The sequence below is a fragment of the Streptomyces yangpuensis genome (assembly GCF_024666385.1).
Lineage (GTDB): Bacteria > Actinomycetota > Actinomycetes > Streptomycetales > Streptomycetaceae > Streptomyces > Streptomyces yangpuensis.
This window is the reverse complement of sequence record NZ_CP102514.1, coordinates 6,700,105-6,724,617: the sequence shown is the minus strand read 5'-3', so window position 1 is coordinate 6,724,617 and position 24,513 is coordinate 6,700,105. Positions and strand designations below refer to the sequence as shown.

The following is a 24,513-nucleotide window of genomic DNA, read 5'->3' as shown; positions in this document are numbered from 1 at the left end:
CTCAGCGAGAGTTGGCATGTCGAACCTCACCGACCAGTCCACGCCCGGCTACACCCTGACCGCCGACGAGGCCTCCGCCACAGCGGAGCTCGGCCTCGAACTGGCGGCCTCCTACCCCTCCTTCGGCGACCCCGAGCTGCTGCACGACCTGCCGCGGCTCGCGGCCCGGCTGCCCGAAGGCGTGCAGGGCTTCCTGCGCGAGTTCAAACTCGGCGACCGCCACGGCCACACCGTGATCCGCGGGCACGATTTCGACCAGCGGCGCATCGGGCCCACCCCCGACCACTGGCGCGGCCGCGGCCGTCCCGGCCCGGAGTTCCCCGAAGAGCTGCTGCTGATGCTGTACTCGGCGCTGCTCGGCGAGCCCTTCGGCTGGGCCACGCAGCAGGACGGGCACCTCGTGCACGACATCTTCCCGATCCGCCAGCACGAGAACGACCAGCTCGGCATGGGCAGCAAGGAACTGCTGACCTGGCACACCGAGGACGCCTTCCACCCCTACCGCAGCGACTATCTGATCCTCGGCGCGCTGCGCAATCCCGACCACGTGCCCACGACGGTCGGTGAGCTGGATCTGTCCTCCCTGTCGGCCGAGGACATCGACATCCTCTTCGAGCCGCGCTTCTACATCGCGCCCGACGAGTCGCACCTGCCGAAGAACAACACGATCGCCTCCGAGGAGGAGGCGGCCCGGTTCGCCACCATCCAGCGGATGATCGACGAGCGGCCGCTGGGCGCGCTGCTCTACGGCTCGCGCCTGGACCCGTACATGCGCCTGGACCCGTACTTCACCTCCGTACCGGAGGACGACACCGAGGCGCGCCGGGCGTACGACGCACTGTTCAAGGTGGTCGACGCCGGGATGCGGGAGGTGGTCGCGGACCAGGGCGACGTGCTCTTCATCGACAACCACCGGGCCGTGCACGGCCGGCTGCCGTTCCAGGCCCGCTACGACGGCACCGACCGCTGGCTGAAGCGGGTCTGCGTGACGACGGACCTGCGCCGCTCCCGCGAGATGCGGGCCACGGCCGCCACCCGGCTCCTGGGCTGACACGCCGGTGGCCCTCACCCTCACCGACCTGTCCCGTGACCCGTGGCTGCTGCCGGAGGTCGACGCCCTGATCGGGGCCAACATGCCCGCGTTCATGAGCTGGGAGTCCCCCGGCAACTGGCGCTGGCACGGCATGTACGACCGGTACGCCGAGCACCAGCTGTGCCTGGTGGACGGCGCCGGGCGCCTGGTCGCCGCCGCCAACGGGCTGCCGGTGCACTGGGACGGCACGACCTCGTCGCTGCCGTCCGGCAGCGACGAGGTCCTGGTGCGGGGCGTCGACCGGCCCCCGCCGGACCGCCCGGACGCCGTGTGCATGCTGTCGGTGTCCGTGGACCCCGTGCACCGGGCGGCCGGCCACGCCGAACGGCTGCTCACCGAGGTCCGGCGGCGGGCCGCCCGGCACGCCCCGCGCGGGGTGATCATCCCGGTCCGGCCCACCCGCAAGCCGCTCTACCCGCTGATCCCGATCGACGAGTACGCGGCCTGGCGGCGGCCCGACGGGCGCTGCTTCGACCCCTGGCTGCGCACCCACCTGGAGCTGGGGGCCCGCCAACTCGGTATCGCCCGCGCCTCCCTGGTGATCCGTCAGCCGGTTGCCCGATGGGCGGAGTTCCTGGGGCACCCGCTGCCCGGCCCGGGCGAGCACCTCCTGCCCGGGGCCCTCGTCCCGCTGCGGGTCACCGCGGACGACCACGGCACCTATACGGAACCCAACGTCTGGGTGCACCACCCCGCCGGCCCCGCCGCACCGTGACCGGCTCCGGGCCGCGCGCCCGGCCGCTCCACCCCACCCCCGATCTTCGACCTACCCTGGAGAGAACCATGCCTCCCGTACGCCTCGCCATCGTCGGGTGCGGCGCCGCCGCCCGCGGCTGCCACCTTCCCGCCCTGCCCGCGCTCAAGGGCGACGTACAGCTGACCGCACTCATCGACCGCGACCCGCGCCAGGCCGAGGACGCCCTCGCCCTCTACCGGGAGCTCGGCGGCACCGACGCCGACCGGGTGGTGCTCGCCACCGACCCGGCCGAGGCCGCCGACGCCTTCGACGCTGCGGTGGTCGTGGCGCCGCACACCCTGCACGCGCCGATCGTCCAGGCGCTGCTGACGGCCGGCAAGCACGTCCTGCTGGAGAAGCCGATGACCACTTCGGTGGAGGACGCGAAGGCGCTGGCCGCCACCGCCGCCGCCGAGGGCGCCCCGGTGCTCGCGATGGCCCATCCGCGCCGGCTCTTCCCTGCCTACGCCTGGGTCAAGCGGCTCATCGACGGCGGCGAGCTCGGCGACGTGGTGCGGGTCGACTGGTCGGAGGGCCACCCCTACGCCCACGAGCCGGTCTCCTGGTCGATGTTCGACCGGCGCCTGGCGGGCGGCGGCGTGCTCACCGACACCGCCTCGCACGTCTTCGACACCCTGCTGTGGTGGCTCGGCCCCGAGGTGGAGGTGGTCCGCTACGAGGACAACTCCCTCGGCGGCGTGGAGACCGACTCCTCCGCCCACCTGCGCTTCGGCACCGCCGACGTGCACTGCGAGTTCAGCCGCCTGCGCGACCTCGGCATCAGCTGCAAGGTCACCGGCACCCGGGCGACCGTGACCATCGGCACCGACTTCCCGGCCGGCGAGTGCACGCTGATCACTGCGGACGGGGTGGAACTGCACCGCGGCGACGTGGACGCCGTCGCCCCCGCGCAGGGCGAGTGGGAACTGCTCTTCACCGAGCAGCTGGGCAACTTCGCGGCCGCCGTGCGCGGCTCCGCGGCCGTCCACTCCTCCCCGCAGGACGGCGTCCGCGTCGTCGAGCTGATCCAGGAGTGCTACGGCGGCCCCGGCCACCAGCGGGCCGCGCAGCCGTGGACGGTACGGGACGGTGAAGCGCCGGCAGGCCCCGTTCTGGCCGGGCGCACCGTGGCCGTGACCGGCGCGAGCGGGTTCATCGGCGGCCGGATCGTCGAGCGGCTGGTCCTCGGCACCGAGGCCAGGGTCCGGCCGGTGGTGCGCGGCTTCGGCCGGGCGGCGCGGCTGTCGGTCCTGCCGCAGGACCGGCTGGAGTTCCGCCAGGGCGATCTGCTGGACCCCGAGACGCTGCGCGCGGCCTTCGAGGGCTGCGACACCGTGGTGCACTGCGCGTTCGGCAGCGCCGGTGACGAGGCCGGCCGCTGGGCCGCCTCCGTCGAGGGCACCGCGCACGTCCTGGCCGCGGCGCGCGCCGCGAGCGTACGCCGTGTGGTGCACCTGAGCACCGTCGACGTCTACGACCCGGCCGTGACCGGCGCCCTCACCGAGGACTCCCCCGCGCGGCCGGCCGACCCCGCCGACCGCGAGTACGAGCAGCAGAAGCTGGCCGCCGAGCGGCTGGTCCTGGAGGCGCACGGCGAGGGCCTGGAGACGGTCGTGCTCCAGCCGGGCGTGGTGTACGGCCCGTGGGGCGGCCAGTGGACCACCGCCCAGCTCCGCCGTCCGGCGGGTGACTTCGGGCAGCTCCCGGCGGGCGGCGAGGGCGGCGTATGCAATGCCGTGTACGTGGACGACCTGGCCGACGCGGTGCTCCTGGCCGCGGACACCGAGGCCGCTGCGGGCGAGCGGTTCCTCGTGGGCCACCCCGAGGAGCTGGGCTGGGGCACCTTCTTCGACGGGATCCGCGCGCTGCGCGGCCCGCTGGACACCGCGGGCGAGCCCGCAGGGGAGCCGGTCGCCGACTGGGAGCTGGAGCTGTACCGGGCGACGGCCCGCGCCGGCTACGACAAGGCCCGCCGGATCCTGGGTCACACGGCGCGCGTGCCGTTCGCCGAGGGTGCGGCACTGACCGGGCAGTGGGCCCGCTGGGCCGGGGAAGCGCCGGAGGCGGGCGCATGACGGGCATCACCGACGTCCTGGTGGTGGCGCCGCACCCCGACGACGACGTCATCGGCTGCGGTGGCTCCATCGCCAAGCACGTGCGCGACGGGGCCCGGGTGACGGTGGTCATCGTCATCGGCCGCGAGCGCAGCGCCCTCGACGACGCGGTGAGCGACGCCGAGTTCGCCGCGGAGACGGAGAACGCCGCGAAGGCGCTGGGTGTGCACCGCTGCGTGCGCTTCGAGGAGCCGTCGCGGGACTTCGCCCTCTCCCGGCGGGTGCACCTGGACCTGGTCCGGGTCATGCGCGAGGTGCGGCCCCAGGTGGTGTACCTGCCGCACGACAACGACGACGACGTCGAGCACCGGATGGTGCACCAGCTGACCACCGAGGCGCTGTGGATGGCGCAGTCGGAGTTCTTCCAGGAGACGGGCGGCCGGGCGATGCCCGCTCCGCAGCTGGTGCTCGGCTACGAGGTGTGGGCGCCGATGGCGCGCTTCCAGTACGCCGAGGACATCGACGGGCAGATCGAGACCAAGGTCGAGGCGATGCGGGCGTACGCTTCCCAGCTGCGGCACGCCGCGTGGGACGAGGGCATCCGCGGTCTGGCCCGCTACCGGGGCGCGGTCTCGGCCGGTTCCGGGCACGCGGAGGTGTTCCAGGTGCTGAGCCTGGGCGCGCCGCCCGCCGGACTCCGGGCCGGTGGCGGCCATGACTGACCGGCTGCTGGTCTGCGGGCTCGGCTCGGGCATGGACCGGTCCCTGACCGAGCTGCGCTCGCCCCGGCGGGAACTCGTGGTGGTCACCGACCAGCCGACCGACCGGGCGCGGGCCGCCGCCGACGTGCTGATCGTGTGCGATCCGAACGACGCCGTGGCGGTCCTGACGGAGCTGTCGGCGGCCGGGATCGACCGGATCGACGGGGTGTTCTCGCTGGGCGCGGACAACCCGCCGGTGATCAGCACCCTCGCACGGCGCTTCGGCTGCCCGGGGCTGCCGCTGGAGACGGCCCTGGACTGCACGCTCAAGGACCGGCGGCTGCGCATTTTGCGCGCCGCCGGGCTGGACCTGCCCCGGTTCGCCACCGCGGAGAGCGTCGGCGAGGCGGTGCGGGCGGTCGCGGACATCGGCCTGCCGGCGGTCCTCAAGCCCAGCGACCAGACCGGGTCGCTGGGCGTGCTGAAGGTGGAGACGGCCGGGCAGGTGCGCGGGCTGGCGGAGGAGGCGCTGCGGCTCAGCCCCGGCGGGCGGATCGTGGTGGAGGAGTTCCTGGAGGGGACCGAGCACACCCTCGCGGCCTTCATGGTCGACGGAGAGCTGCACCGCTTCGGCTTCGCCGACCGGGAGTACGGGCGCAAGGAGGAGTTCGCCCCGCACTTCTTCGAGGGCGGGGACACCCTTCCCAGCCGGCTGACGGCGGAGCAGATCGACGAGGTGACCGACGTGGTGCGGCGGGGCGCGCAGGCGCTGCGCCTGGACCCGGCAGTGATCAACACCGACATCCTGCGCACGCACGACGGCCGGGTGATCCTGCTGGAGATCACCTGCCGGCTGACGGGCGCCCGGATCGCCACCGAGGTGATGCGGCTGGCGACGGGTGTGGACCCGCTGCCCAATGTGGTGCGGCTGGCGCTGGGCCGGCCCCTGGAGCCGGCGGAGCTGGTCCCGCGGCACAGCCGGGCGGCGGTCCAGCGGTTCCTGCCGGCGGACGGCGGCGTGATCGAGTGGGTCGGCGACCCGCGGGACGTCGCTCGCCGGGTGGGGGTGCACGACGTGTTCTGGGGCCTGGACCTGCAGCCGGGCGCCGTGGTGCCGTCGTACCGCGGCGGCGCCGACGTACTGGCCGGGGTGATCGCCCACGCACCCGAAACCGCGGAGGCGGAGGCCATCGCGGAACGCGCCCTGAACGCCCTGCCCCTGCGGTTCAAGGCCGGGTCCCCGTGACCGAGCCCGTACGACGGGCCCACCGTAGGCACACGAGTTCGACGAGGGAGAACTGAGATGGCCACCGACCTGGTGGACGAGGCGTCGGTCGACAAGGGCATCGCCCGGACCAGTGTGATCATCGCCCTGCGCGACGATCTGCGGATCGCGGACTGCATTGCGTCGATCGACGAGGACGTCGAGATCGTCCTCGCGCTCAACGGGCCGAGCGACGCCGTTCTGAAACTGATCGCGGAGCATCCCCGCCCGCTGACCGTCACCGAGATCGAGGACGTCGGCAACCTGGGCGCCGCCTACAACGCCGGCGCCGCCGTCACCGACCGGCAGTACCTGCTGCTGATGGACTCCGACTGCACCTTCGCCCCCGGCGTGGTCCGCGCGATGGTCCGCGCGGTGCTCACCGACCCGGTCGTCAAGGGGCAGGTGGTGTACGGGGAGTCCGACGGGACGCTGAGCAAGCTGACCGCCCGTGTACGGGAGTTCGACGAGGGCGACTACGTCAGCGCGCTGTCCCCGCCGCTGATCTACAACCGGGACATCGTCGACCACATCGGCGGCTACCACTTCGACGAGCTGATCCACTGGTGCGAGGACCGGGAGTTCGACTTCCGGCTCCAGCTGGCGGGCATCCCCGTGGTGTACCTGCCGGAGGCACGGATCTTCCACGACGCGCAGCACGGCTTCGGCAACATGCGCAGCTACTTCCGCTACGGCGTGGGTGAGGGCATCGCCCAGGAGACCGGTGTGTTCACCACGCCGGCGGTGCCGGTGGTGTGGCGGCTGTTCGAGGCGTCGCGGACGCTGGTGCACTGCGCCCGGGACAAGGGGGTGGGCGCGGCGGCCTACTACGCGCTGCTGAAGGCCGCCTTCCACGTCGGCACCGCCCACCACCTGCTCAACGACCCCTACCGGGTGCGGGACCGCTACCCCGCCTCGGCGAAACGGGCGCGGATGGTGTGGTCGATCCCGCAGCACAGCACCAAGCTGAGCGGCGCCCAGCTGCGGCGCCTGCGGCGCTCGCACTGGGAGGCGGGCCGGCGGATCGAGAAGGTGGCCGACCTGTCGGTCTTCCATCCGGACGCCGCCGGCCCTGCCGGTCCGTCAGCTGCCGGGCAGGCACGGCAGCAGCAGCCGTGACGGGTGGTCGCCGCCGTGATGGACGGTGTGGTGGGCGAGGACCCGCGGGTGAACGTCGAAGCGTGGCGCGTTGCTCGCCGCGATCTCCAGACGGATCCGGTGGCCCGCGCGGAACACGTGACCGACCGAGCCCAGCGCGACGGTGACCTCGGCCGGCTCCCCGGGGGCGGATGCCGTGTCCGCCCCCGGGGCCAGGCGGCGCACGCTGTCGCACAGCAACTCGGCCCGGCCGTCGGGGTGCACATCGACGAGCTTGCCGGTCACGTCGGCGCCCGCCGCGTCCGGGGTCACGTACACGGTCAGGACGGTGTCGCCGACGACGGTCAGCGGTGCGGTCAGCGGCTCGCCCGTGAAGCACAGCACGTCGGGGCGCTCCTCCACGCCGCGCTGGTCCAGCGGACCGCAGTCGCCGCCGGTGAACTGGCCGGGCAGGGCGGTGGCGCCGCCGGTGGTGGGCACGGGGTCGGCCGGGTCGTGGCGGATCCGGTCGGCGCCGGGGGCCGCCGGGGCGGGGCCGGGGGTCAGGGCACGGCCGTCGAGGTGCAGGACGAGGTCCCCGGTTCCGGGGACGGGCCAGTCGGGGAAGACGCGCCATTCGTCGGCGCCCGTGACGAACAGCCGTACCGGGTCGGTTTCCGGGGCATCGGTACGCCGTCGCAGATGCCGGTCGAAATGGTCCAGATGGAGTCCGGTGACATCGATGCTGCGTTCATCGGCTGCCAGCCCGTAACGCCTCTGCGGAAATATCCCGCCGGTGACGCAATGGGACCACGGCCCGACCACCAGCTGCGACGGCGTTCCACAGTCGCGAATTCCCCGGTAATTCTCCAGGGCGCCGGCGAGGAAAATGTCGTACCAGCCGGTGAGGTGAAGCACCGGGACGTCGATCGCCGCATAGGACTCGCGCGGGGCGGCGCGCCGCCAGTACGGGTCCCCGGCCGGGTGCTCGCGCCACTGCCGGTAGTACGGGGCCGGCCGGTCCAGCAGCTCCGCGGCAGCCTCCGGGTCCCGGTAGAGCTCGTCGATCCGGTCGACGGCACGGGCCACCTCGGCCAGCTCGGGCCCGGCCAGCCCGGCCCCCTCCAGCAGCAGGTCGTAGAGCACCCAGTACAGGACGAAGCCCAGCTGGAAGGCGCCGCCCTGCCGGGTCCACCCCTCGTCGAAGCCCGATCCGGCCACGTGCGGGGCGATCGCGCCGAGGCCGGGCGGGCGTTCGGCCGCGGCGAGCAGTGCGGCCATCGCCTCGTACGAGCGGCCGAACAGCCCGGCCGAGCCGTCGCACCATGGCTGCTCCACCGCCCAGGCGACGGTGTCCGCGCCGTCCGCCGCCTCGTGCCAGTACGGCTCGAAGGTGCCGCCGGAGCCGAACCGTCCGCGCACGTCCTGCACCAGCAGCGCGTACCCGGCGCGGACCAGCCGCAGTCCGTCGACGGAGGCCCCGCCCGGGCTGCCCGACTTCCCGTAGGGGGTACGGCGCACGAGGACGGGAAAGGGGCCGCCGGTATCCGGGCGATACAGGTCGGCATTCAATAAGGCGCCATCACGCATGGGTATTTTCAGATCGTGTTCCACAACAATTCGCACCCGCCCATATTCCATCAGGACGAGGGAAATGACAATGCAGAGCAGGGCCGGAGATATCAATTTCCTGGAACCGTTCTTCGAAACCGCGCGTACGGATCCGGCGCGCCCGGCCGTCGTCGACAACGGGCTCGTCATCGGCTACGGCACTCTCGCCGCCTGGGTGCTGGAGGTGGCGGGCGAGGTCGCACCGCGCACGGACGCGCCCCAGCCGCCCGTCGGGGTGGTCGTGCACCACTCGGCCCGTGACGTCGCGGCCCTCCTGGGCGTCCTCGCGGCGGGGCGGGCCTACGTACCGCTGGAAGCCGGCCATCCCGCGGCCGTGCTGGAGGCCGTACTGGACCGGCTGGAGGTCCGGGAGGCCGTGGCCACCGCGGACACCGGCTGGCAGCCGGCCGTGGAGCGGGTGGTCCGCCCCCGCTGGGCGGCTTCCCCTCCGGTGCGGGTGCCGGTGCCCCCGGCGCTCCCCGGCAGCGGGGTACGGCCCGAGGATCCGGCGTACGTGCTCTTCACCTCCGGCTCCACCGGCCGGCCCAAGGGGGTCGTGGTGCCGCACCGGGCGCTGGCGGCCGTGGTGCCGCCGCTGCGCGAGCTGTACGGGATCGGTCCGCGCTCCACCGTGCTGCACTTCCACGGTGCCGGCGGGGACACCAGCCTGGAGGAGATCCTGCCGACCCTGACCGGCGGTGCCACGCTCGTCGTAGACGACGCGGCGCGCGAGGCGTTCGCCCAGGTGGCCGAGGACCAGGAGGTCTCCGTCGCGGTGCTGCCGACCGGTTTCTGGCACAGCCTCACCGGTGACCTGCTGCACCAGGGCGCCGGACTGCCGTCCTCCCTGCGGACCGTGGTCATCGGCGGGGAGGCGGTACGCGCCGACATGCTGGACCGCTGGCGGAAGCTGGGCGCCGAGGGGGTACGGCTGCTCAACACCTACGGATCCACCGAGACGGCCCTGGTCACCCACGCGGTGCAGCTGGCCGGGCCGGACGCGCCCGAACTGCCTCCCACCGGAGGTGATCTGCCCATCGGGCTTCCCCTGCCCCATGTCGGCCAGCGCATCGACGACACGGGCGAGCTGTACGTGTCCGGGCCCGGGCTGGCCCTCGGCTACCACGCCGCCCCGGAGGCCACGGCGGCCCGGTTCGGCGAGCAGGGCGGGACCCGCTGGTACCGCACCGGGGACCTGGTCTCCGAAGGGCCCGGCGGGGCCCTGGTGTTCCATGCCCGCTCCGACCACCAGGTCAAGATCCGCGGGCACCGGGTGGACCTGGTCCATGTGGAGTCCCTGGTCGGCAGCTGCGACGGGGTGCGCGAGGTGGCGGCCGCCCGGGTGGAGGGGGCCGAACACAGCACCCTGGCCGCCTTCTTCGTGCCGCTGCCGGGCCACGACCCGCGCGAGGTCGCGGCGCACGTGCGTACCCGGCTGGCCGGTACGGCGGCCCCGCACCTGGTGCCGAGCCTGCTGGTGCCGCTCACGGAGCTGGCCCGCACCCACACCGGCAAGGTGGACCGCGAGGCCACCCGGGACCGGTACCTGGCGACGGCGGAGGCGGCCCGATGACCGCCGCGACCCGCGACGGGGCGCCCTCCGGGGCCGGCCCGGACTCCCTCACCTCCCTCGCCGCGCTCGCCGCGCATGCCTCCCGGCGGCTGGGCCTCGCCCTCGATCCGGCCACGGCCCGCGCCGACGACACCGGCTGGGACTTCCGGGTCGTCCACATCCGGGCCGCCGACGGCGCCTGGTGGATCCTGCGCCGGCCCCGCCGGCCCGAAGCCGCGGAGCAACTGGCCTTCGAGGGAGCCGTACTGGCCTCCGTACGGGACCGGACGCCCGTACCGGTGCCCGACTGGCGGCTGCACGACCCGGACCTGGTCGCCTACCCCCGGCTGCCCGGCGAGGCGGCGGGCACGGAGGATCCCGGCACCCTGGTGTACGGCTGGTCCATCGACCCGCTGGCCCACCCCGGCCAGTACCTGGAGCCGCTGGCCCGGGCCCTGGTCGCGGTGCACACGACCCCGCCGGACGACTTCCCCGCCCTGGCGGCCCGGGGGCGGGCGGACGCCGGGACCGTACGCACCCGGATCGCGGACCGGCTCGACCGGGCCCGGGCCGAACTCCCGCTGCCGGAGGCCGGGGTGCGCCGCTGGCGGGCCTGGCTGGACGAGGACCGGCTGTGGCCCGGCCGGCTGACCCTCGTCCACGGCGACGTCCACCCCGGGCACACCCTGGTGGAGCGCCCGCGCTCCGGCCCCCCGGTGCTGTCGGGGCTGCTGGACTGGGCCAATGCCGATGTGGGCGATCCCGCGGTCGACTTCGTCGACATGCTGTACGCGGGCGGCCCCGCCGTCCTGGACCGCCTCCTGGACGCCTACCGGGCGGCGGGCGGCGAGGTGCGCGAGGGCATGCGCGCCCACATCCTGGCCCGCGCCTCCTTCCTGTGGGTCCACGTGGCCCTGCGCGGCCTGGACACGGGCCGCCGCGCCTGGGTGGAGACGGCACTGCGCAGGATGGCGCCATGAGCGGCCCCCGCGACACGGCGCGCACAACGGGCCGGACACCGTCCGGCACGCCGTACACCGTCCACGGCACGGGCCCCCACCCGGTGGTCCTGATAGCAGGTGCGGGCGGCACAGGCCGCGTCTGGGAACACCACCAGGTCCCGGCCCTGACGGCGGCGGGCCACCGGGTGATCACTTTCGACCACGGGCCGGAGGCAGCGGAGCCGGGCACGGCCGGACGGGAGACGGTCGGAAGGGCGGCCTACGGCGCGGACGCCGCAGGCCCTGGGGCGCTGGCCGCCCGGACCGTCGAGTTGCTGGCCGCCCTCGACCTGCCTCCCTGCCCGCTGGTCGGGCACTCGCTGGGCGCCCTCGCCGTGCAGGAGCTGCTGCTGACCGACGCGCACCGGGTGAGCGGGGCGCTGCTGGCGGCGACCCGCGGCCGGTCCGACGTGCTGGCCGAGGCCCTGGCCCGCGCGGAGACCGCGGCAGCGTACGCGGGCACCCGGCCGCCACCGGCGTACGAGGCGTTCGTCCGCCTCGTCATGAACCTCTCCCCCCGCACCCTGGCCGACGAGGGCGCGGCCGCAGAATGGCTCGACTTGTTCGAACTCGCCGCGCTGACCGGCGAGTCGGCGACGGCGGACCGCCCGCTTCCGCCGCTCGGCCACCGGCCGGCCGACTACGGCCGGATCCCCGTCCCGGTCCTGGTGGTCGGCTTCGCCGACGACGTCCTGGCACCCGCCCCGCTGGGCCGCGAGGTCGCCGCCGCGATCCCCGGCGCCCGCTACGCGGAGCTGGCCGACGCCGGCCACCTCGGTTTCCTGGAACGGCCCGACGCCTTCAACGCCCTCCTGCTGGACTTCCTCACCACCCTGGCCCCGACCGACCCCGGAGTGTCCCATGCCCCTTGAGCCCCACATCCTTGTCACCTCAGAGGTCGAGGTCGTCCACGTCGGCCAGGAGCCGCCGGACTCCTGGGCCGCGGCCGTGTACCTGTGCGGCCCGACCCCCGTCGACCCCGCCGAACCGTCGTGGCGTCCGGGCGCCGTCGACGCACTGCGGTCCGCGTGGTCCGGTGCCGGACGGCTGGTGGTGTTCCTGCCCGAACCGGTCCCCGGCGGCGACTATCCCGCGTACGGGGACCAGATCGCATGGGAGGGGGACGCCATGCGCCGGTCCGACGTGATCCTCTTCTGGATCCCCCGCGACATGGCCACGCTGCCCGGCCTGGTGTCCAACATCAAGTGGGGCTCCTGGTGCGACTCGGGCCGCGCCGTGCTCGGTGCGCCGCCGGAGGCCGAACGCATGGCCTACCTGCTCCACTTCGCGGACGCCCTGGGGGTGCCGGTGGAGCGTACGCCGACGGGCGCGGCCGAGGCTGCCCTGCGAGCGGTCGGGCCGGGCCACACGCGCAGCGGTGGCGAGCGGGCGGTACCGCTGACGGTGTGGCGGACCGGGCCGTTCCGGACCTGGTACGCCGCACGCCGCGAGGCCGGGGACCGGCTGCTGGACGCGCGCGTGGAGTGGTACGCACCGACGGCCGGGCCGGACGGGGGCGCCGGCTGGCTGCTGACCGTCACCGTCGCGCCCGCCGACGGCTCCGGCCCCGCCGTGCGCCGCCTGCTGGCTGCTCAGGGGCAGGGCATGCTCATGTAGAGCGCCTGTTCGCCCTCGGATTCGGTGCCCAGGTACAGGGCGGTGTCCAGGCCGCAGAGGGAGAAACCCATCCGCCGGTAGGCATGGATGGCCGGGGCGTTGACGTTGGTCACTTCCAGCCAGACGTGCCCGGCGCCCCGCTCCCGGGCGAAGTCCAGCACGTGTCCCATCAACGCGCGGCCGACACCCCGGCCCCGGTGGTCGGCGGCGACCTCGATGTCCTCGATGGTCAGCCGCCGGTTCCACGGGGAGTAGGAGACGGCGGCGAAGCCGACGAGCGCCCGGGCGGGCCCGACCGCCACGAAGGTGCGGCTGTCGTCGCCCTCGTCGTCCGTCTCCGCGTCGTCCCCCTCGTCGCCGCCGTCGTCGTCGGGAAACACCTTGACCAGTGGCGGGTCCACCGGGACCTCGCGGAGGGCGAACCCGTCGCCGGTCACGGCCACTTCGAAAACCGTGCTGGTGCTGAAGGACCCGTCGATGGCCTCGATGGCCTCGGTGTCCTCGGGGCGTGCGATGCGGTACTCGTACGTCGTGTCATTGATCGTGGTCATGGCACGACACTATGGCCGGGCTGCCCCGGTAAGGGCGCCTTTCAGCCGCCCCCGCCGGGCTGCTCAGCCCTGGCGGCTGTCGGCGCACGCACCGGGTCCCGCCCGCCTCCTGTACGGCTGCCTTCCTCATGGCGGCGTCCCCGGCACCGGTCGCGCCGCCGGAGCCCGGGCCCCGGCGGCGCGACCGGCCGGCTCACGCTCGTGGGCCGCACGGGTAGCTTTCGGCCCCGTTGGGCCGATGCGGCTCGGCGCGGCGAACGCATCGTCGTGCGTACCGGCCGAGTATGAGGCGACCACCCACACCTCGCCGCATCACGCCACAGTCCGGAGTGAAGTCATATGATCCGCTTCTCCATCGTCCTGCCGGCCGCCGTCGTCATGACAGGGGCGCTCGCGGCCCCCGCGAACGCCACGGCGGCCGACCCGAGACCGATCACCTCCCCCTACGTCCAGGCCGCGGCGGACGTCTCCGGCTCCGGGGCGTTGCTGCGGGCGAAAAACGTCGACTGGGTGCGACACGTCAACACCGGCCGGTACTGCGTGAACGTCAGCGAGCAGGTGAACCTCGCGTTCAGCGTGGTCCACGTGGAGCTGCCCAATTCCAACCGTCGCAGCTTCAGCACCACGCCCAACGCCGTCTGCGGCCCCGACGCGGTCACCGTCTACACGTACGACCTCACCGGCAGCTACGTGGACAACCCCTTCACGGTCACCGTCTTCTGACCTCGCTCCGGACGGACCCGGCCGGCTCCCCGTCCCGCGGCCCGCCGCCTCAGGTGAGGGCGGCGATCACCTCCCGTGCCGCCCGTTCGCCCTCGGTGGCGCCGCCCTCCATGAAGCCCTGGAAGTCGTAGCTGCAGTGCTCGCCGGAGAGGTGGATGTTGCCCTGGGCGGTGCCCTCGTACTTCGCGTACCGGTGCAGGTAGCCGGTCGGCCAGTACGAGTACGCGCCCAGCGAGCAGGGGTTGCGGTGCCAGGCGGAGAGCTGGGCGCGCCCCGTCCACGCGGCCTCGGTACCGGGGAAGAACGCGTCGACCCCGGTCAGCATGCGCTCGGCGAGCCGCCGCACATAGGGGTCGGATTCGGTGGCGAACGGTGTGGCGGGGGTCAGGGCTCGTGCCAGGGTCCCGGCGCCGTACTGGAGCAGGATGCCGCCGGTGCCGGGCTGGAGCTTGGTGGTGTCCCAGGTCTGCTGGACCTCGGAGTCGGTGAAGCAGTCGCCCGCCGACACCCCGGGCCACGGGCCGGTGCCGCGCCACGGTCGGCCGGTGAACTGCATGTTGAGCTTGGTGCAGGCGCCCATCCGGGCATCGCGCAGCAGGTTCTTCATGAGGGGGTCGAAACCGGCCGCCGAGGTGTCGATGCCCTGGAGGACCGGCAGCGGCAGGCACAGCACGGTGTGGTCGGCCACGACCGTGCGGGTGGCGCCGGAGTCTTCGAAGGTGAGGGTCTGGGTGCCGTCGGCGCCGGCCCGCACGGCGACCAGTCGGCGGCCCATGACGATCGAACCGGAGGGCAGGGCCGCGGCGATGGCGTTCGGCAGCCGGTCGTTGCCGCCGACGATGTGGTATCGCTCGTTGGACAGGCCCCAGACGTTGAAGTTCCCGGGGTTGGGCTGGTAGCCCATCAGCAGGACCAGGGCGAGGGCGGACTGGTCGGTGGTGTCGGCCCCGTACTCGACGTTGTAGGCCACGTCGATGAAGCGGCCGAGCGGCGAGGCGTGCCCGCCGGGGACCCGGCTCTCGATCCACTCGTGGAGGGTCATGTTGTCCAGAGCCGTGCCGGTGGGGGTGGTGGAGTTCCAGGACACCTCGCCGGAGTCCTGGAGGTCACGGCGCAGCTGCTGGTAGACGGCCTTGAAGTCCTCGTCGGCCTGGGTGCGGCTGTAGTAGGTGCCGTTGAACCACAGGACCTCCTCGGCCCCGTTGGGACCGCCGCCGAGGAAGTCCTCGGTCCGCAGGCCGAAGCGGCGGCAGAGCTCCAGCATCTTCTTGTGGCTGGTGTCGATCAGTTCGCCGCCTATCTCGGAGGTCTGCCCGTACGCCCAGTGGTCGCGCTGCGTCCATATCCGGCCGCCGACACGGTCGGGGTCGGCTTCGTGGACGGTGCACGGGATGCCCGCGTCCTGCAGGGTGAGGGCGGCGGTGAGGCCTGCGATGCCCGCACCGACCACCGCGACGCGGGCCGGCCGGGGCCTCTTGCCGTCGGGGGCGGGCGCGGGGGCGGCGGCGCGGGCCGGGGCGGCGGCGACCCCCGCCACGGCGGTGCCGAGGCCGAGGGCGGCCGCCCGCCGCATCAGCTCCCGGCGGCCGAGGCCGCGCACGTCGGCGACGGGCAGGCGCAGGCGGTGGGCGGCGGCGTGTTCGGCGGTGAGCCGGCGGAGTGCGTGCATGAGGGGCGTACGGGCCATGGCGGGGCTCCTTCGCGGGGCGGGCGGCTGCGGGCCGGGCGTACGTGGACGAGGTGTGCGGGGATCGGGTCTACGGGGATCAGGCGTTGGCGGGGGACGGGGACAGGCCGGTGGTGCCGTCGGAACCGGGGCCGGTGCCGTCGTCGGCACGCTCGGCGGCGTCCTCCAGGACGATGCGGCCGATGACCTCGTAGCGCTCGGGGGCCTTGGCTCTGAGCCACAGGCCGAGGCCCAGTCCGCCGAAGAAGACGGTGCCGACGATCCAGGGGATCAGCTTGAAGAAGACGGAGCCGGCGGCGGCTCCGGCCGCGGTCTCCATGTTGACGACGAGCAGGACCACGACGGCGGTCATCCCGATCCCGCCGAGCAGGGGCGCGGTGAGCGTCCTGAACCAGTGCCGGTCCTCGGGGTGGTTGCGGCGGAAGTAGCCGATGACGGCGAAGGAGCACAGGGTCTGGACGATCAGGATCGCCATGGTGCCCAGGATCGCCAGCAGCGTGTACAGGTGCAGGTACGGGTCCTGGCCGGTGAGCCAGAAGCCCGCGACCAGGGCGACGGCGATGACGGTCTGGACGACGGAGGCGATGTGCGGGGAGCCGTGGCGCGCGTGGGTCCGGCCGAGCGCCGGGTGCAGGAAACGCTCGCGGCCGATGGCGTACAGGTAGCGGGCGGCGCACTGGTGGAAGGCCATCCCGCAGGCGAACGAGCCGGTGAGCAGCAGCCACTGGAAGGCGTCCACGGCCCAGGCGCCGATGAAGTGCCGGGTGGGGGCGAGGAAGAGGTCGAGGGGGTTGGCGGAGGCGGACAGTCCCACGGACCCGGTCAGACCGTTGCCGGCGATGGTCATCCAGGAGACGTAGATGTAGAAGAGGCCGACGCCGACGACGGAGATGAGCGTGGCCTTGGGAATGACCCGCTTGGGGTCGCGGGACTCCTCTCCGTACATGGCGGTGGACTCGAAGCCGACCCAGGACCAGAAGGCGAAGAAGAGGCCGAGGCCGGCGGAGGTACCGGTGAAGGCGTTGCGGGGGTCGACCGGCTCGACGGGGATCCCGTCGGGGCCGCCGCCGGCGATCAGTACGGCGGTGGCGACCGCGAACAGGACCGTGATCTCGGCGACCAGCATCACGCCGAGGGCCTTGGCGGTCAGGTTGATGTCGAAGTGCGCGAGGCCGGCGGTGACGGCGAGCATCCCGGCGGCGTACAGCACCCAGGGGAGGTCGACCCCGAGCTGGTCGTGCACCGTGGTGCGGGCGAAGTAGGAGAAGACTCCGACGATCGAGGCCTCGAAGACGACGTACGCGAGGACGGCGAGCATGCCGGAGGCCATACCGGCGATCCGGCCGAGTCCATGGGAGATGTACCCGTAGAAGGCGCCCGCGGCGGTGATGCGCTTGGCCATGGCCACGTAGCCGACCGCGAAGACGGTGAGAACGACGGTGGCGAAGAGGTACCCGGCGGGGGCGCCGGTTCCGTTGCCGAAGCCGACCGCGATGGGGAGGTTGCCGGTCATGGCGGTGATGGGGGCGGCGGTGGCGACGGCCATGAAGACGACGCCGACCAGGCCGACGGAGTTGGCCTTGAGTCGCTGGACCTCGCCTGCGGGGCGGGCCGCCCGGGTGGATCGGGGGGTGCCGGTGGAACCGTTGGACATGTCGTCCTCTTCCGCTCGTGCTGCGTTTCCCGACGTGAGGCGGGCCACTCTGGCGGTGCGTGGCGCAGCCCACAATCGGCATGCGGTCCGGTAATGAGGCTGTGGGGCCGACGAGTTGTCGGGGCATCAGGAGCCGTTCGTACGCCGTCGGCGAGCTGGTGGACGGCCGGCGCGGCGGGCGGCCCGGCGGGCGTGGGCCGATCTGGACCTTGTCAGGGTCTGTTCAAGTGAGGGGCCGGTGGGCGAGGATCACGGCCGCCCCACCCATTGCCTTCCCCACCGCGCCTTCCCACCCCCGGAGGATGTCCATGACCCGCCGCACACCCCGCGGCATGCTCGCCGCGGCCACCGCCACCGCGGCGCTCTTCTCGCTCGCCGGCCCGGCCTCCGCGCAGTCCTCGGCCCCGACGGCCGGCTCCACGACGCCGCAGGGCCGGATCTTCATGGTCAACCCCGTCCAGGCCACGGGCGACCAGGCACTCACCGACGGCAAGGACGCCGATTCCGCCGTCCCCACCACCGCGTACGCGCTGGCCGCGCTGCGCAACCTGGACGGTGGCGGCGGGCTCCACGGCCGCTGGGCCTCCGTGCGCTCGGACACCGGCCCCTCGGCCAGGACCGGCGAGGCCGCCGGGTACACCCGGCACGACGACCGGTTCGAGCAGGTCATGGCCTACTTCTGGGTCAACGAGGCGCAGGAGTACCTCCAGTGGCTGGGCTTCGGCACGGAGCTGCCGGGCGCCAACGACCGGGTGCAGCCCGTACGCATCAACCAGTGGGGTGCGGACAACTCCTTCTTCACCGACAAGAAGGACGAGATCCGCTTCGGCAAGGGCGGGGTCGACGACGCCGAGGACGCCGAGGTGATCATCCACGAGTACGGCCACGCGGTGCACGAGGCCCAGGTACCCGGGTTCGGTGCCTCGCCCGAGGCCGGTGCGATCGGCGAGGCCTTCGGTGACTATCTGGCCGTCGCGGTCGGGGAGCACGCCGGCACCCGGTACGGATGGACCCGCCGGACCGAGGTGGCCTGCGTCGCCGACTGGGACTCGACGGGCTACAGCGCGGCCCCGCACTGCCTGCGCCGGATCGACGGCTCCAAGGTCTACGCGGACCGCGTCGGAGAGGTCCACGCGGACGGCGAGATCTGGTCCCGGGCCCTGTTCGACATCCGTGGCGCGCTCGGTGCCCGTACCGCGGACCGGATCATCGTGAACGCGCAGTTCGGGTTCGCCCCCGGCACCGGCTTCGCGGACGCGGCCCGGACGACGATCGCGACCGCCGGGCGGATGTACGGCGCTGCGACCGCGCAGCAGGTCCGCGCCGCCTTCGCGGCCCGCGAGATACCCGGCGTCTGAGGGGCCCGGTCCGGCGTCGTCCGCCCGGGCGGCGCCGGACCGCTGCCTTCCATGGGCCGCGACGGGGGGCGCCGGAGGGTACCTGCGTGGGCGGGCGGTGCGCGTCCGGCGGACCGGATCAGGCGGCGGGCGCCCGACGTCTGCTACGGCACCTCGCTGCGTTGTCGGAACGCCCGAATACGTCCAGGGTCAATGCGCTCCTCCGCCTTGCGGTGCACCGCATCTGACGCCGTGCGCCGACCCACCGGGGAGTACGGGACAGCCCTTAGGCTGTGCGCAGGTCGGACCCGGCACGGGGTCCCGGAGGGCAGGAAGCCAGGATGTCCGTCGAACGTCACATAGCGGGGCTGCTCCAGCAGATCGCCCGTCAGCAGGACATCGTCGAGATCGCTCCCCAGGGCTCCACGGCGAAGGCAGCCGCCCTGGCGCAGGTGGCGGAGCAGTACGGCTACACGTTCGGCACGGCGTACAGGACCGGGTTCAGGAACTCGCTCGTCCAGGTCCGGATGTACCGGGACCCGCGGCCCGACGCGCGCGTCCGCGAGGCGGCCACGATCACCGCCCATCCGCAGGCGGGCAACGGCGGGACGGTGCCCGGGCTGGCGCAGGGCTCGCTGAAGCCACTTCCCGAAGCGGCCGGGGCCGTGGCCGTGCTGAAGGACCTCATCACCTTCGACGTCATGGCCCTGTACATCGCCGACCGGAGCCAGAAGGTGATGGGCTACCTCGCCTGCGCGGTCCTGACCGTCATCCTGCTCATCGACAAAACGCCGATCGAAGCGGTCGCCTCCGGCGGGGCGGTCGCGCTGCTCCTCACCGTGGCGTTCGAGGTGGGCGCGATCCGCCGCAGGAAGATCGCCCAGCGGCTGACGGCCGCCGGGTTCTTCTCGGTGCGCGACGAACAGGGCAGCCGACGGTTCCTGCGCCCCGGGCAGCAGCTGCCGGGCCACTCCAACCCGTTCGCCGCCTGAAGCCCCGGCCCGCGTGCTGCTCTGCCGCAGGACGTCCGGCCGATGTTCATCACCGGCACGACCCGTCGCCCGAGGCCGTGCAGACCACGGCCGGCGCTTCGGCGTGCGCCGGCACATGCGGGGTAGGCGTCGGCATGAATCAGACAGAAGAATGGAAACCAGGAGAAATCGTGCCGAGCAGTGGCATCTACGCCTGTGACTGCGGCAAGAAGCACCAGTGGAGCAAGCGCACCGACGTCCGCGGGCACCGCTTCCCTCCCCTGCCCTACGACTGCGCAGGCCAGGCATGGACCCTGCGCACGCAGGCCCACCCCGACACGGACTGACCGCGGCCGTGCGGCTGCGAACCAGCGACCCCCAGGTGCCGGGATGGCGCCGTGTGCCCCACGGACGCGGGTTCCGCTACCTCGACAACACCGGCCAGGCCCTGTCGGCTGCGGACCGTGAACGGGTCTGTGCCCTGGTGATACCCCCGGCCTGGCAGGACGTATGGGTGTGCCCGTGGCCGAACGGTCACATCCAGGCGGTGGGGACGGACGCCGCCGGGCGCCGTCAGTACTTCTACCACCCGTACTTCCGTGAGCAACAGGACGTAGCCAAACACGAGCACGTCCAGCGCGTCGCCCGCTCGCTGCCCCGCCTGCGAGAACACGTGACCCAGGACCTCGCCGGGCGCGGGCTGACCCGCCTGCGCGTTCTGGCCTGCCTGACCCGCCTCCTCGACCTCGGCTTCCTCCGCATCGGCGGTGAACGCTACGCCCGCGACAACGGAAGTTTCGGGCTCACCACCCTGCTGCGGGAACACGCCAGCTGCCACAGTGGCGAGATCCGGCTGCATTTCCCCGCCAAGTCCGGCAAGGAGGTCGAGCGCTCGCTCGTCGACGAGCAGGCCCACACCGTGATCCGGGCGCTGCTGGGGCGCAGGGACGACGGAGAAAGGCTCTTCTCCTACTGGGAACACGGCGCATGGCATGAGGTCCACGCCGAGGATCTCAACTCCTACCTGAAAGATCGGTCGGGCCGGGACGTGACGGCCAAGGACTTCAGGACCTGGTACGCCACCGTGCTGGCAGCGGTCGCCCTGGCCGTGTCCGAGACCACCCCCGACGCATCCCGTGCGCGCCGCGGGAAGGTGGTGGCACGCGCCGTGCGCGAGGTCAGCGACTACCTGGGGAACACACCCGCCGTGTGCCGGGCTTCCTACATCCATCCCCGCATCATCGAGCTCTACGAGGAAGGCGAGACCATCGCTGCCGCCCTCGGCAAGCTGGGTGAGAACGGCACCTTCGGTGAACCGGCAACCCACGGCCGTGTTGAACGCGCCGTCCTGCAGCTTCTGCGCTCCGGTACCACGTGACCGCACAGGGCGCCCATGGGGCCGGTGCGGCCCCCGGTGAAGGTTTCACAACCAGCCGTTGCGGCGGAAGGCACGGTAGAGGGCGCCTGCCGCGAGCGCCATGAGGAGGACGGCCAGCGGGTAGCCGTAGGTCCAGCCGAGTTCCGGCATGTGTTCGAAGTTCATGCCGTACACGCCGGCGACCATCGTGGGGACCGCGAAGATCGCCGCCCATGCGGAGATGCGCCGCATGTCGTCGTTCTGCCAGGTGCCCACGCGGGCCTGTTGCGCGCCGAGGACCGAGTCCAGCAGTTCGTCCAGGGTCCGCACCTCGATGTCCGCACGGTGCAAATGATCGGCGACGTCACGGATGTAAGGGGCGATCTCCGCATGGTGGTCCTTCTCACCCGGGTCGCCGGACAGGAGGCCTTGAACCACCGGTACGAGTGGCTGCACGGCATCACGGAATTCCCGGACCTCGCGCTTGAGGGAGTAGATGTTCTCGGTGTGGTCGACGCGGGTGGTTGAAAACACCTCGTCCTCCAGCCGGTTGAGCGTGGCCCGCACCCTTCGGGCTGCGTCGCTGTACGCGTCGACGGCGACGTCCAGCACGGCGTGCAGCACGGCCCTGGGGCCATGGCGCAGCATGTCCGGAGCGGTGTCCAGACGGCGGGCAGCCTCGGCGCAGGGATCGATCGGTCCGTGGCTCACGGTGAGTACGCTGCGAGGCCCCACGAAGATCATGATGTCGCCGGTCTCCACCGCCGATTCCTCTTCCACATACCGAAGGGTCTTCAGCGCAACGGCCAGGATGTCGCCGAAGCGCTCGCGCTTCGGGCGCTGTCGCCCGTGGAGCGCGTCCTCGACAGCCAGGGGGTGAAGGCCCAGTTCCTCGGCCAGCTCCACCAGTTCGTCTTCCGAGGGGCCTGCCAGCCGGACCCAGGCGAACTCGCCTTCGTCCAGGCCCCTCAGCCGCTTGAGGACGCGCCGGCATGCGTCGTCCGGCAGCTCGCACTCCACCTGCTTCGACCGGCCCGAGTCCTGGTCGTACATGACACATTCCATCACCCGCGCATGCCTCACCGGCCCCATTCCATGCGCCCGCAGCCGGAACGCCGAGCGCACCAGGTGACCGACCGAGCCCGAACGGGGCGGGCTGCGCGGTGGGGTGCGGGCGGCCGGCGGGAAACGGGGAGAACGGGCCCCCGTGACCTCCGCGGTGAACCCGTTCCCGCCCGCCCTCACTCCTTGCCCTCAGGCCCTTTCAGACGGCCGGCGGGAACCTGTCCCAGGCCCGGTGCTCGGCCAGGGCTGCGGCAACGGCCTCCACGACGGCCGTAGCGTCCTCCTCCAGGGCGATGCCCGGCTCGCCGGGGGTGATGCCGGCGGCCTCGAGGAGCCGGTCGGCGCCGTTCCAGCCGCCGATGGCCTTGCCGTGCCGGTACGCCTCGGTGACGAGCAGGAGCACGCGCGGGTCGGCGGCTTGCGGGGGCCGGGCGGTGCCGGCCTTGGCGTCGCGGGCACCGTACGCGTCCGCGCCGGCCTGAGGTACGCCGGCGAGCAGGACGGCGTCGAATTCGGTGGAGCGGGCGGTGGCGTAGGTCCGCCGGACGGTGATCGGATCGCCGTCGGGGTCGAGTGTGCCGCCGGTCGGGGCGATGACGAGGGGCACCATGCCTGTGTCGAGGATGGCTTGCCGGGCGCTCCGTACCCCGTCCAGGTCGGCCTCGGCGTCGGTGATGATGCCGATGACACGGCCGTCGGTGGGCCAGGTACCGCCCATCTGGGAAAGGGCCGGGCTGGGGTCGGGTCCGGCGAGCGGCTCGGTGGCCGCGGGAGCCGGCAGACCGAGGCCGGTGGCGACCTGTTCACACAGCTGCGGGTCGATGTTCGCGAGGACCTGGAGGGTGCGTTCCTTGACGGCCTGTTCGTAGCACTTGTTCAGTTCGAAGGTGTATGCGGCGATGATGTGCTCGCGTTCGGGCGGGGTCATGCTGAGCCAGAACAGCCGCGGCTGGGTGAAGTGGTCCGCGAACGAGGCGGGCGCCTCACGGACCTTGCTCGCCGCCGGGAGCTTCACCGGGGTTTCGATGAAGGCTCCCGTGTCGGCTCCGGCGAAGAAGGGGCAGCCGCCGTCGAGGCTGTTGGGGTGATAGGGGGCGACGCCGGTGTGGACGGCGCTCTGGTGCATGCCGTCGCGGAGCATGTCGTTGACGGGGGCGTGCGGCCGATTGATCGGGATCTGCCCGAAGTTGGGGCCGCCGAGCCGGCTGATCTGGGTGTCGAGGTACGAGAAGAGGCGGCCGGCGAGCAGCGGGTCGTCGGTGACGTCGATGCCGGGAACCAGGTGTCCCGGGTGGAAGGCGACTTGCTCCGTCTCGGCGAAGTAGTTCCTGGTGTTCGCGTTCAGGGTCATCAACCCGATGGGCTGGACCGGCGCGAGCTCCTCCGGGACGATCTTCGTCGGATCGAGGAGGTCGATGCCTTCGAACGTCTGCTCCGGGGTGTCGGGGAAAACCTGGATGCCGAGCTCCCACTGCGGGTACGCGCCGGATTCGATGGCGTCGAAGAGGTCCCGGCGGTGGTAGTCGGGGTCCATCCCGTTGATCAGCTGCGCTTCCTCCCAGACCAAGGAGTGCACGCCGAGCTTCGGCTTCCAGTGGAACTTCACCAGCACGCTCTCGTCGGCCGCGTTGACCAGGCGGAACGTATGGACGCCGAAGCCCTCCATCATCCGGAAGGACCGCGGGATACCGCGGTCGGACATGTTCCACAGGGTGTGGTGCGTTGCTTCGGTGTGGAGCGAGACGAAGTCCCAGAAGGTGTCGTGGGCGCTCTGCGCCTGCGGGATCTCCCGGTCGGGATGCGGCTTGCCGGCGTGGATGATGTCGGGGAACTTGACTGCGTCCTGAATGAAGAAGACCGGGATGTTGTTGCCGACCAGGTCGAAGGTGCCTTCCTCGGTGTAGAACTTCGTCGCGAACCCGCGGGTGTCGCGCACCGTGTCGGCCGATCCGCGTGAGCCGAGGACGGTGGAGAACCTCACGAACACGGGTGTCTCCACGTCCTTCGCCAGGAAGGCGGCACGCGTGACTTCGCCTGCGGTTCCGTAGCCCCGGAAGACCCCGTGCGCGGCGGCGCCGCGCGCGTGCACCACTCGTTCCGGGATCCGCTCGTGGTCGAAATGCGTGATCTTCTCGCGCAGATGGTGGTCCTGGAGAAGGACCGGCCCCCGGGGTCCGGCCTTCAGAGAGTGATCGGTGTCGTAGAGCCGGGCCCCTTGGGCGGTGGTGAGGTAGGCGCCGCTCTGCGCCATGCGTGCCTGTTCCGCCCCGGTGGCCTGCCCGGTGGGGCTCACGGTCTCCGGCCCTTCCTGGTCCGCTTTGGGCGGGAGGGGCTCCGAGGGCTGTGCCGGCTCGGCCACGGCCGGGGACACCGGCCCCGGCTTGCCCGGCACGCCGTCCCCGTCCGGCTCCGAGGCGGCAGGGCTGTGCTTCGTCGTCATCCTGTGTCTCCAAGGGGTGAGC

21 protein-coding genes are annotated in these 24,513 nt (G+C 72.7%); 15 read left to right on the top strand and 6 right to left on the bottom strand.

Translation table 11 applies throughout. The features are described from left to right. The first annotated feature begins 16 nt into the window (after window positions 1–16). The 6 genes from vioC (at window position 17) to NRK68_RS30465 (ending at window position 6,967) form a co-directional block, all read left to right on the top strand. Window positions 17–1,051, top strand: a complete 1,035-nt coding sequence (vioC, locus tag NRK68_RS30490; protein WP_183064401.1) for an arginine beta-hydroxylase, Fe(II)/alpha-ketoglutarate-dependent — start codon at window positions 17–19, stop codon at window positions 1,049–1,051. 7 nt (window positions 1,052–1,058) lie between these two features. Next, on the top strand, window positions 1,059–1,808 hold the full coding sequence (locus tag NRK68_RS30485; protein WP_257857343.1) for a hypothetical protein: 750 nt from the start codon (window positions 1,059–1,061) through the stop codon (window positions 1,806–1,808). A gap of 68 nt (window positions 1,809–1,876) precedes the next feature. Beyond that, window positions 1,877–3,904: an NAD-dependent epimerase/dehydratase family protein gene (locus tag NRK68_RS30480; protein ID WP_257857342.1), complete on the top strand. Its 2,028-nt coding sequence runs from the start codon at window positions 1,877–1,879 to the stop codon at window positions 3,902–3,904. Then, a complete protein-coding gene (locus NRK68_RS30475; protein WP_183064398.1) occupies window positions 3,901–4,605 on the top strand; it encodes a PIG-L deacetylase family protein in 705 nt (234 codons plus the stop codon). Before NRK68_RS30480 ends, NRK68_RS30475 begins: the two co-directional genes overlap by 4 nt. Continuing rightward, window positions 4,598–5,830, top strand: a complete 1,233-nt coding sequence (locus tag NRK68_RS30470) for an ATP-grasp domain-containing protein (protein WP_183064397.1) — start codon at window positions 4,598–4,600, stop codon at window positions 5,828–5,830. The genes NRK68_RS30475 and NRK68_RS30470 overlap by 8 nt, the downstream gene beginning before the upstream one ends. Window positions 5,831–5,887: 57 nt before the next feature. Next, on the top strand, window positions 5,888–6,967 hold the full coding sequence (locus NRK68_RS30465; protein WP_183064396.1) for a glycosyltransferase family 2 protein: 1,080 nt from the start codon (window positions 5,888–5,890) through the stop codon (window positions 6,965–6,967). Here NRK68_RS30465 and NRK68_RS30460 read toward each other — a convergent pair. Beyond that, a complete protein-coding gene (locus NRK68_RS30460) occupies window positions 6,932–8,566 on the bottom strand; it encodes a CocE/NonD family hydrolase (protein WP_257857341.1) in 1,635 nt (544 codons plus the stop codon). The genes NRK68_RS30465 and NRK68_RS30460 overlap by 36 nt on opposite strands. A 13-nt stretch (window positions 8,567–8,579) precedes the next feature. Here NRK68_RS30460 and NRK68_RS30455 point away from each other — a divergent pair, with 13 nt between their 5' ends. From NRK68_RS30455 to NRK68_RS30440, 4 genes are read left to right on the top strand one after another with little or no spacing between them, the layout of a single operon-like run. Continuing rightward, window positions 8,580–10,109, top strand: a complete 1,530-nt coding sequence (locus NRK68_RS30455; RefSeq protein WP_257857340.1) for an AMP-binding protein — start codon at window positions 8,580–8,582, stop codon at window positions 10,107–10,109. Beyond that, on the top strand, window positions 10,106–11,068 hold the full coding sequence (locus tag NRK68_RS30450) for a macrolide 2'-phosphotransferase (RefSeq protein WP_257857339.1): 963 nt from the start codon (window positions 10,106–10,108) through the stop codon (window positions 11,066–11,068). The genes NRK68_RS30455 and NRK68_RS30450 overlap by 4 nt, the downstream gene beginning before the upstream one ends. After that, on the top strand, window positions 11,065–11,961 hold the full coding sequence (locus tag NRK68_RS30445) for an alpha/beta fold hydrolase (protein ID WP_183064389.1): 897 nt from the start codon (window positions 11,065–11,067) through the stop codon (window positions 11,959–11,961). Before NRK68_RS30450 ends, NRK68_RS30445 begins: the two co-directional genes overlap by 4 nt. Then, complete coding sequence (locus NRK68_RS30440) at window positions 11,951–12,706, top strand: nucleoside 2-deoxyribosyltransferase domain-containing protein (protein WP_220818493.1); 756 nt, start codon at window positions 11,951–11,953, stop codon at window positions 12,704–12,706. Before NRK68_RS30445 ends, NRK68_RS30440 begins: the two co-directional genes overlap by 11 nt. On the opposite strand, the gene NRK68_RS30435 is transcribed toward NRK68_RS30440, so the two are convergent. Then, a complete protein-coding gene (locus tag NRK68_RS30435; RefSeq protein ID WP_183064388.1) occupies window positions 12,682–13,257 on the bottom strand; it encodes a GNAT family N-acetyltransferase in 576 nt (191 codons plus the stop codon). The genes NRK68_RS30440 and NRK68_RS30435 overlap by 25 nt on opposite strands. Window positions 13,258–13,596: 339 nt before the next feature. On the opposite strand from NRK68_RS30435, the gene NRK68_RS30430 reads away from it, so the two are divergent. After that, the gene (locus tag NRK68_RS30430) at window positions 13,597–13,980 is read left to right on the top strand and encodes a hypothetical protein (RefSeq protein ID WP_183064386.1); all 384 of its coding nucleotides are present in this window, start codon (window positions 13,597–13,599) and stop codon (window positions 13,978–13,980) included. A 49-nt stretch (window positions 13,981–14,029) separates the two neighbouring features. Here NRK68_RS30430 and NRK68_RS30425 read toward each other — a convergent pair whose 3' ends face one another. Further along, window positions 14,030–15,667 carry a flavin monoamine oxidase family protein gene (locus tag NRK68_RS30425; protein ID WP_183064384.1) on the bottom strand — a complete coding sequence of 546 codons (1,638 nt, stop codon included), beginning with the start codon at window positions 15,665–15,667 and terminating at the stop codon, window positions 14,030–14,032. A 79-nt stretch (window positions 15,668–15,746) separates the two neighbouring features. Further along, window positions 15,747–17,321: an APC family permease gene (locus NRK68_RS30420; protein WP_183064383.1), complete on the bottom strand. Its 1,575-nt coding sequence runs from the start codon at window positions 17,319–17,321 to the stop codon at window positions 15,747–15,749. 308 nt (window positions 17,322–17,629) lie between these two features. Here NRK68_RS30420 and NRK68_RS30415 point away from each other — a divergent pair, with 308 nt between their 5' ends. The 4 genes from NRK68_RS30415 (at window position 17,630) to NRK68_RS30400 (ending at window position 21,007) form a co-directional block, all read left to right on the top strand. Further along, a complete protein-coding gene (locus tag NRK68_RS30415; RefSeq protein WP_257857337.1) occupies window positions 17,630–18,679 on the top strand; it encodes a M4 family metallopeptidase in 1,050 nt (349 codons plus the stop codon). 320 nt (window positions 18,680–18,999) lie between these two features. Beyond that, window positions 19,000–19,650: a hypothetical protein gene (locus NRK68_RS30410; RefSeq protein ID WP_183064379.1), complete on the top strand. Its 651-nt coding sequence runs from the start codon at window positions 19,000–19,002 to the stop codon at window positions 19,648–19,650. A gap of 134 nt (window positions 19,651–19,784) precedes the next feature. Next, window positions 19,785–19,976 (top strand): hypothetical protein, encoded by a 192-nt coding sequence (locus NRK68_RS30405; RefSeq protein ID WP_308296331.1) that lies wholly within the window; start codon window positions 19,785–19,787, stop codon window positions 19,974–19,976. An 8-nt stretch (window positions 19,977–19,984) separates the two neighbouring features. Then, a complete protein-coding gene (locus NRK68_RS30400; protein ID WP_257857335.1) occupies window positions 19,985–21,007 on the top strand; it encodes a DNA topoisomerase IB in 1,023 nt (340 codons plus the stop codon). Between the two features lie 45 nt (window positions 21,008–21,052). Here the strand turns inward: NRK68_RS30400 and NRK68_RS30395 are convergent, their stop codons facing one another. Continuing rightward, window positions 21,053–22,039, bottom strand: coding sequence for a magnesium and cobalt transport protein CorA (locus NRK68_RS30395; RefSeq protein ID WP_257857334.1), 987 nt, complete (start codon window positions 22,037–22,039; stop codon window positions 21,053–21,055). 211 nt (window positions 22,040–22,250) lie between these two features. After that, window positions 22,251–24,491 (bottom strand): catalase, encoded by a 2,241-nt coding sequence (locus tag NRK68_RS30390; RefSeq protein ID WP_183064372.1) that lies wholly within the window; start codon window positions 24,489–24,491, stop codon window positions 22,251–22,253. Window positions 24,492–24,513: the final 22 nt, after the last annotated feature.

Excerpts from the sequence above, each read along its gene's own strand:
- NRK68_RS30480 (WP_257857342.1), top strand. The coding sequence starts at position 1,877 with ATGCCTCCCGTACGCCTCGCCATCGTCGGGTGCGGCGCCGCCGCCCGC.
- NRK68_RS30450 (WP_257857339.1), top strand. The coding sequence starts at position 10,106 with ATGACCGCCGCGACCCGCGACGGGGCGCCCTCCGGGGCCGGCCCGGAC.
- NRK68_RS30465 (WP_183064396.1), top strand. The coding sequence starts at position 5,888 with ATGGCCACCGACCTGGTGGACGAGGCGTCGGTCGACAAGGGCATCGCC.
- NRK68_RS30435 (WP_183064388.1), bottom strand. The coding sequence starts at position 13,257 with ATGACCACGATCAATGACACGACGTACGAGTACCGCATCGCACGCCCC.
- NRK68_RS30395 (WP_257857334.1), bottom strand. The coding sequence starts at position 22,039 with ATGTACGACCAGGACTCGGGCCGGTCGAAGCAGGTGGAGTGCGAGCTG.
- NRK68_RS30430 (WP_183064386.1), top strand. The coding sequence starts at position 13,597 with ATGATCCGCTTCTCCATCGTCCTGCCGGCCGCCGTCGTCATGACAGGG.
- NRK68_RS30460 (WP_257857341.1), bottom strand. The coding sequence starts at position 8,566 with ATGGAATATGGGCGGGTGCGAATTGTTGTGGAACACGATCTGAAAATA.
- vioC (WP_183064401.1), top strand. The coding sequence starts at position 17 with ATGTCGAACCTCACCGACCAGTCCACGCCCGGCTACACCCTGACCGCC.
- NRK68_RS30445 (WP_183064389.1), top strand. The coding sequence starts at position 11,065 with ATGAGCGGCCCCCGCGACACGGCGCGCACAACGGGCCGGACACCGTCC.
- NRK68_RS30455 (WP_257857340.1), top strand. The coding sequence starts at position 8,580 with ATGACAATGCAGAGCAGGGCCGGAGATATCAATTTCCTGGAACCGTTC.
- NRK68_RS30440 (WP_220818493.1), top strand. The coding sequence starts at position 11,951 with ATGCCCCTTGAGCCCCACATCCTTGTCACCTCAGAGGTCGAGGTCGTC.
- NRK68_RS30410 (WP_183064379.1), top strand. The coding sequence starts at position 19,000 with ATGTCCGTCGAACGTCACATAGCGGGGCTGCTCCAGCAGATCGCCCGT.
- NRK68_RS30390 (WP_183064372.1), bottom strand. The coding sequence starts at position 24,491 with ATGACGACGAAGCACAGCCCTGCCGCCTCGGAGCCGGACGGGGACGGC.
- NRK68_RS30425 (WP_183064384.1), bottom strand. The coding sequence starts at position 15,667 with ATGGCCCGTACGCCCCTCATGCACGCACTCCGCCGGCTCACCGCCGAA.
- NRK68_RS30470 (WP_183064397.1), top strand. The coding sequence starts at position 4,598 with ATGACTGACCGGCTGCTGGTCTGCGGGCTCGGCTCGGGCATGGACCGG.
- NRK68_RS30405 (WP_308296331.1), top strand. The coding sequence starts at position 19,785 with ATGAATCAGACAGAAGAATGGAAACCAGGAGAAATCGTGCCGAGCAGT.
- NRK68_RS30415 (WP_257857337.1), top strand. The coding sequence starts at position 17,630 with ATGACCCGCCGCACACCCCGCGGCATGCTCGCCGCGGCCACCGCCACC.
- NRK68_RS30475 (WP_183064398.1), top strand. The coding sequence starts at position 3,901 with ATGACGGGCATCACCGACGTCCTGGTGGTGGCGCCGCACCCCGACGAC.
- NRK68_RS30420 (WP_183064383.1), bottom strand. The coding sequence starts at position 17,321 with ATGTCCAACGGTTCCACCGGCACCCCCCGATCCACCCGGGCGGCCCGC.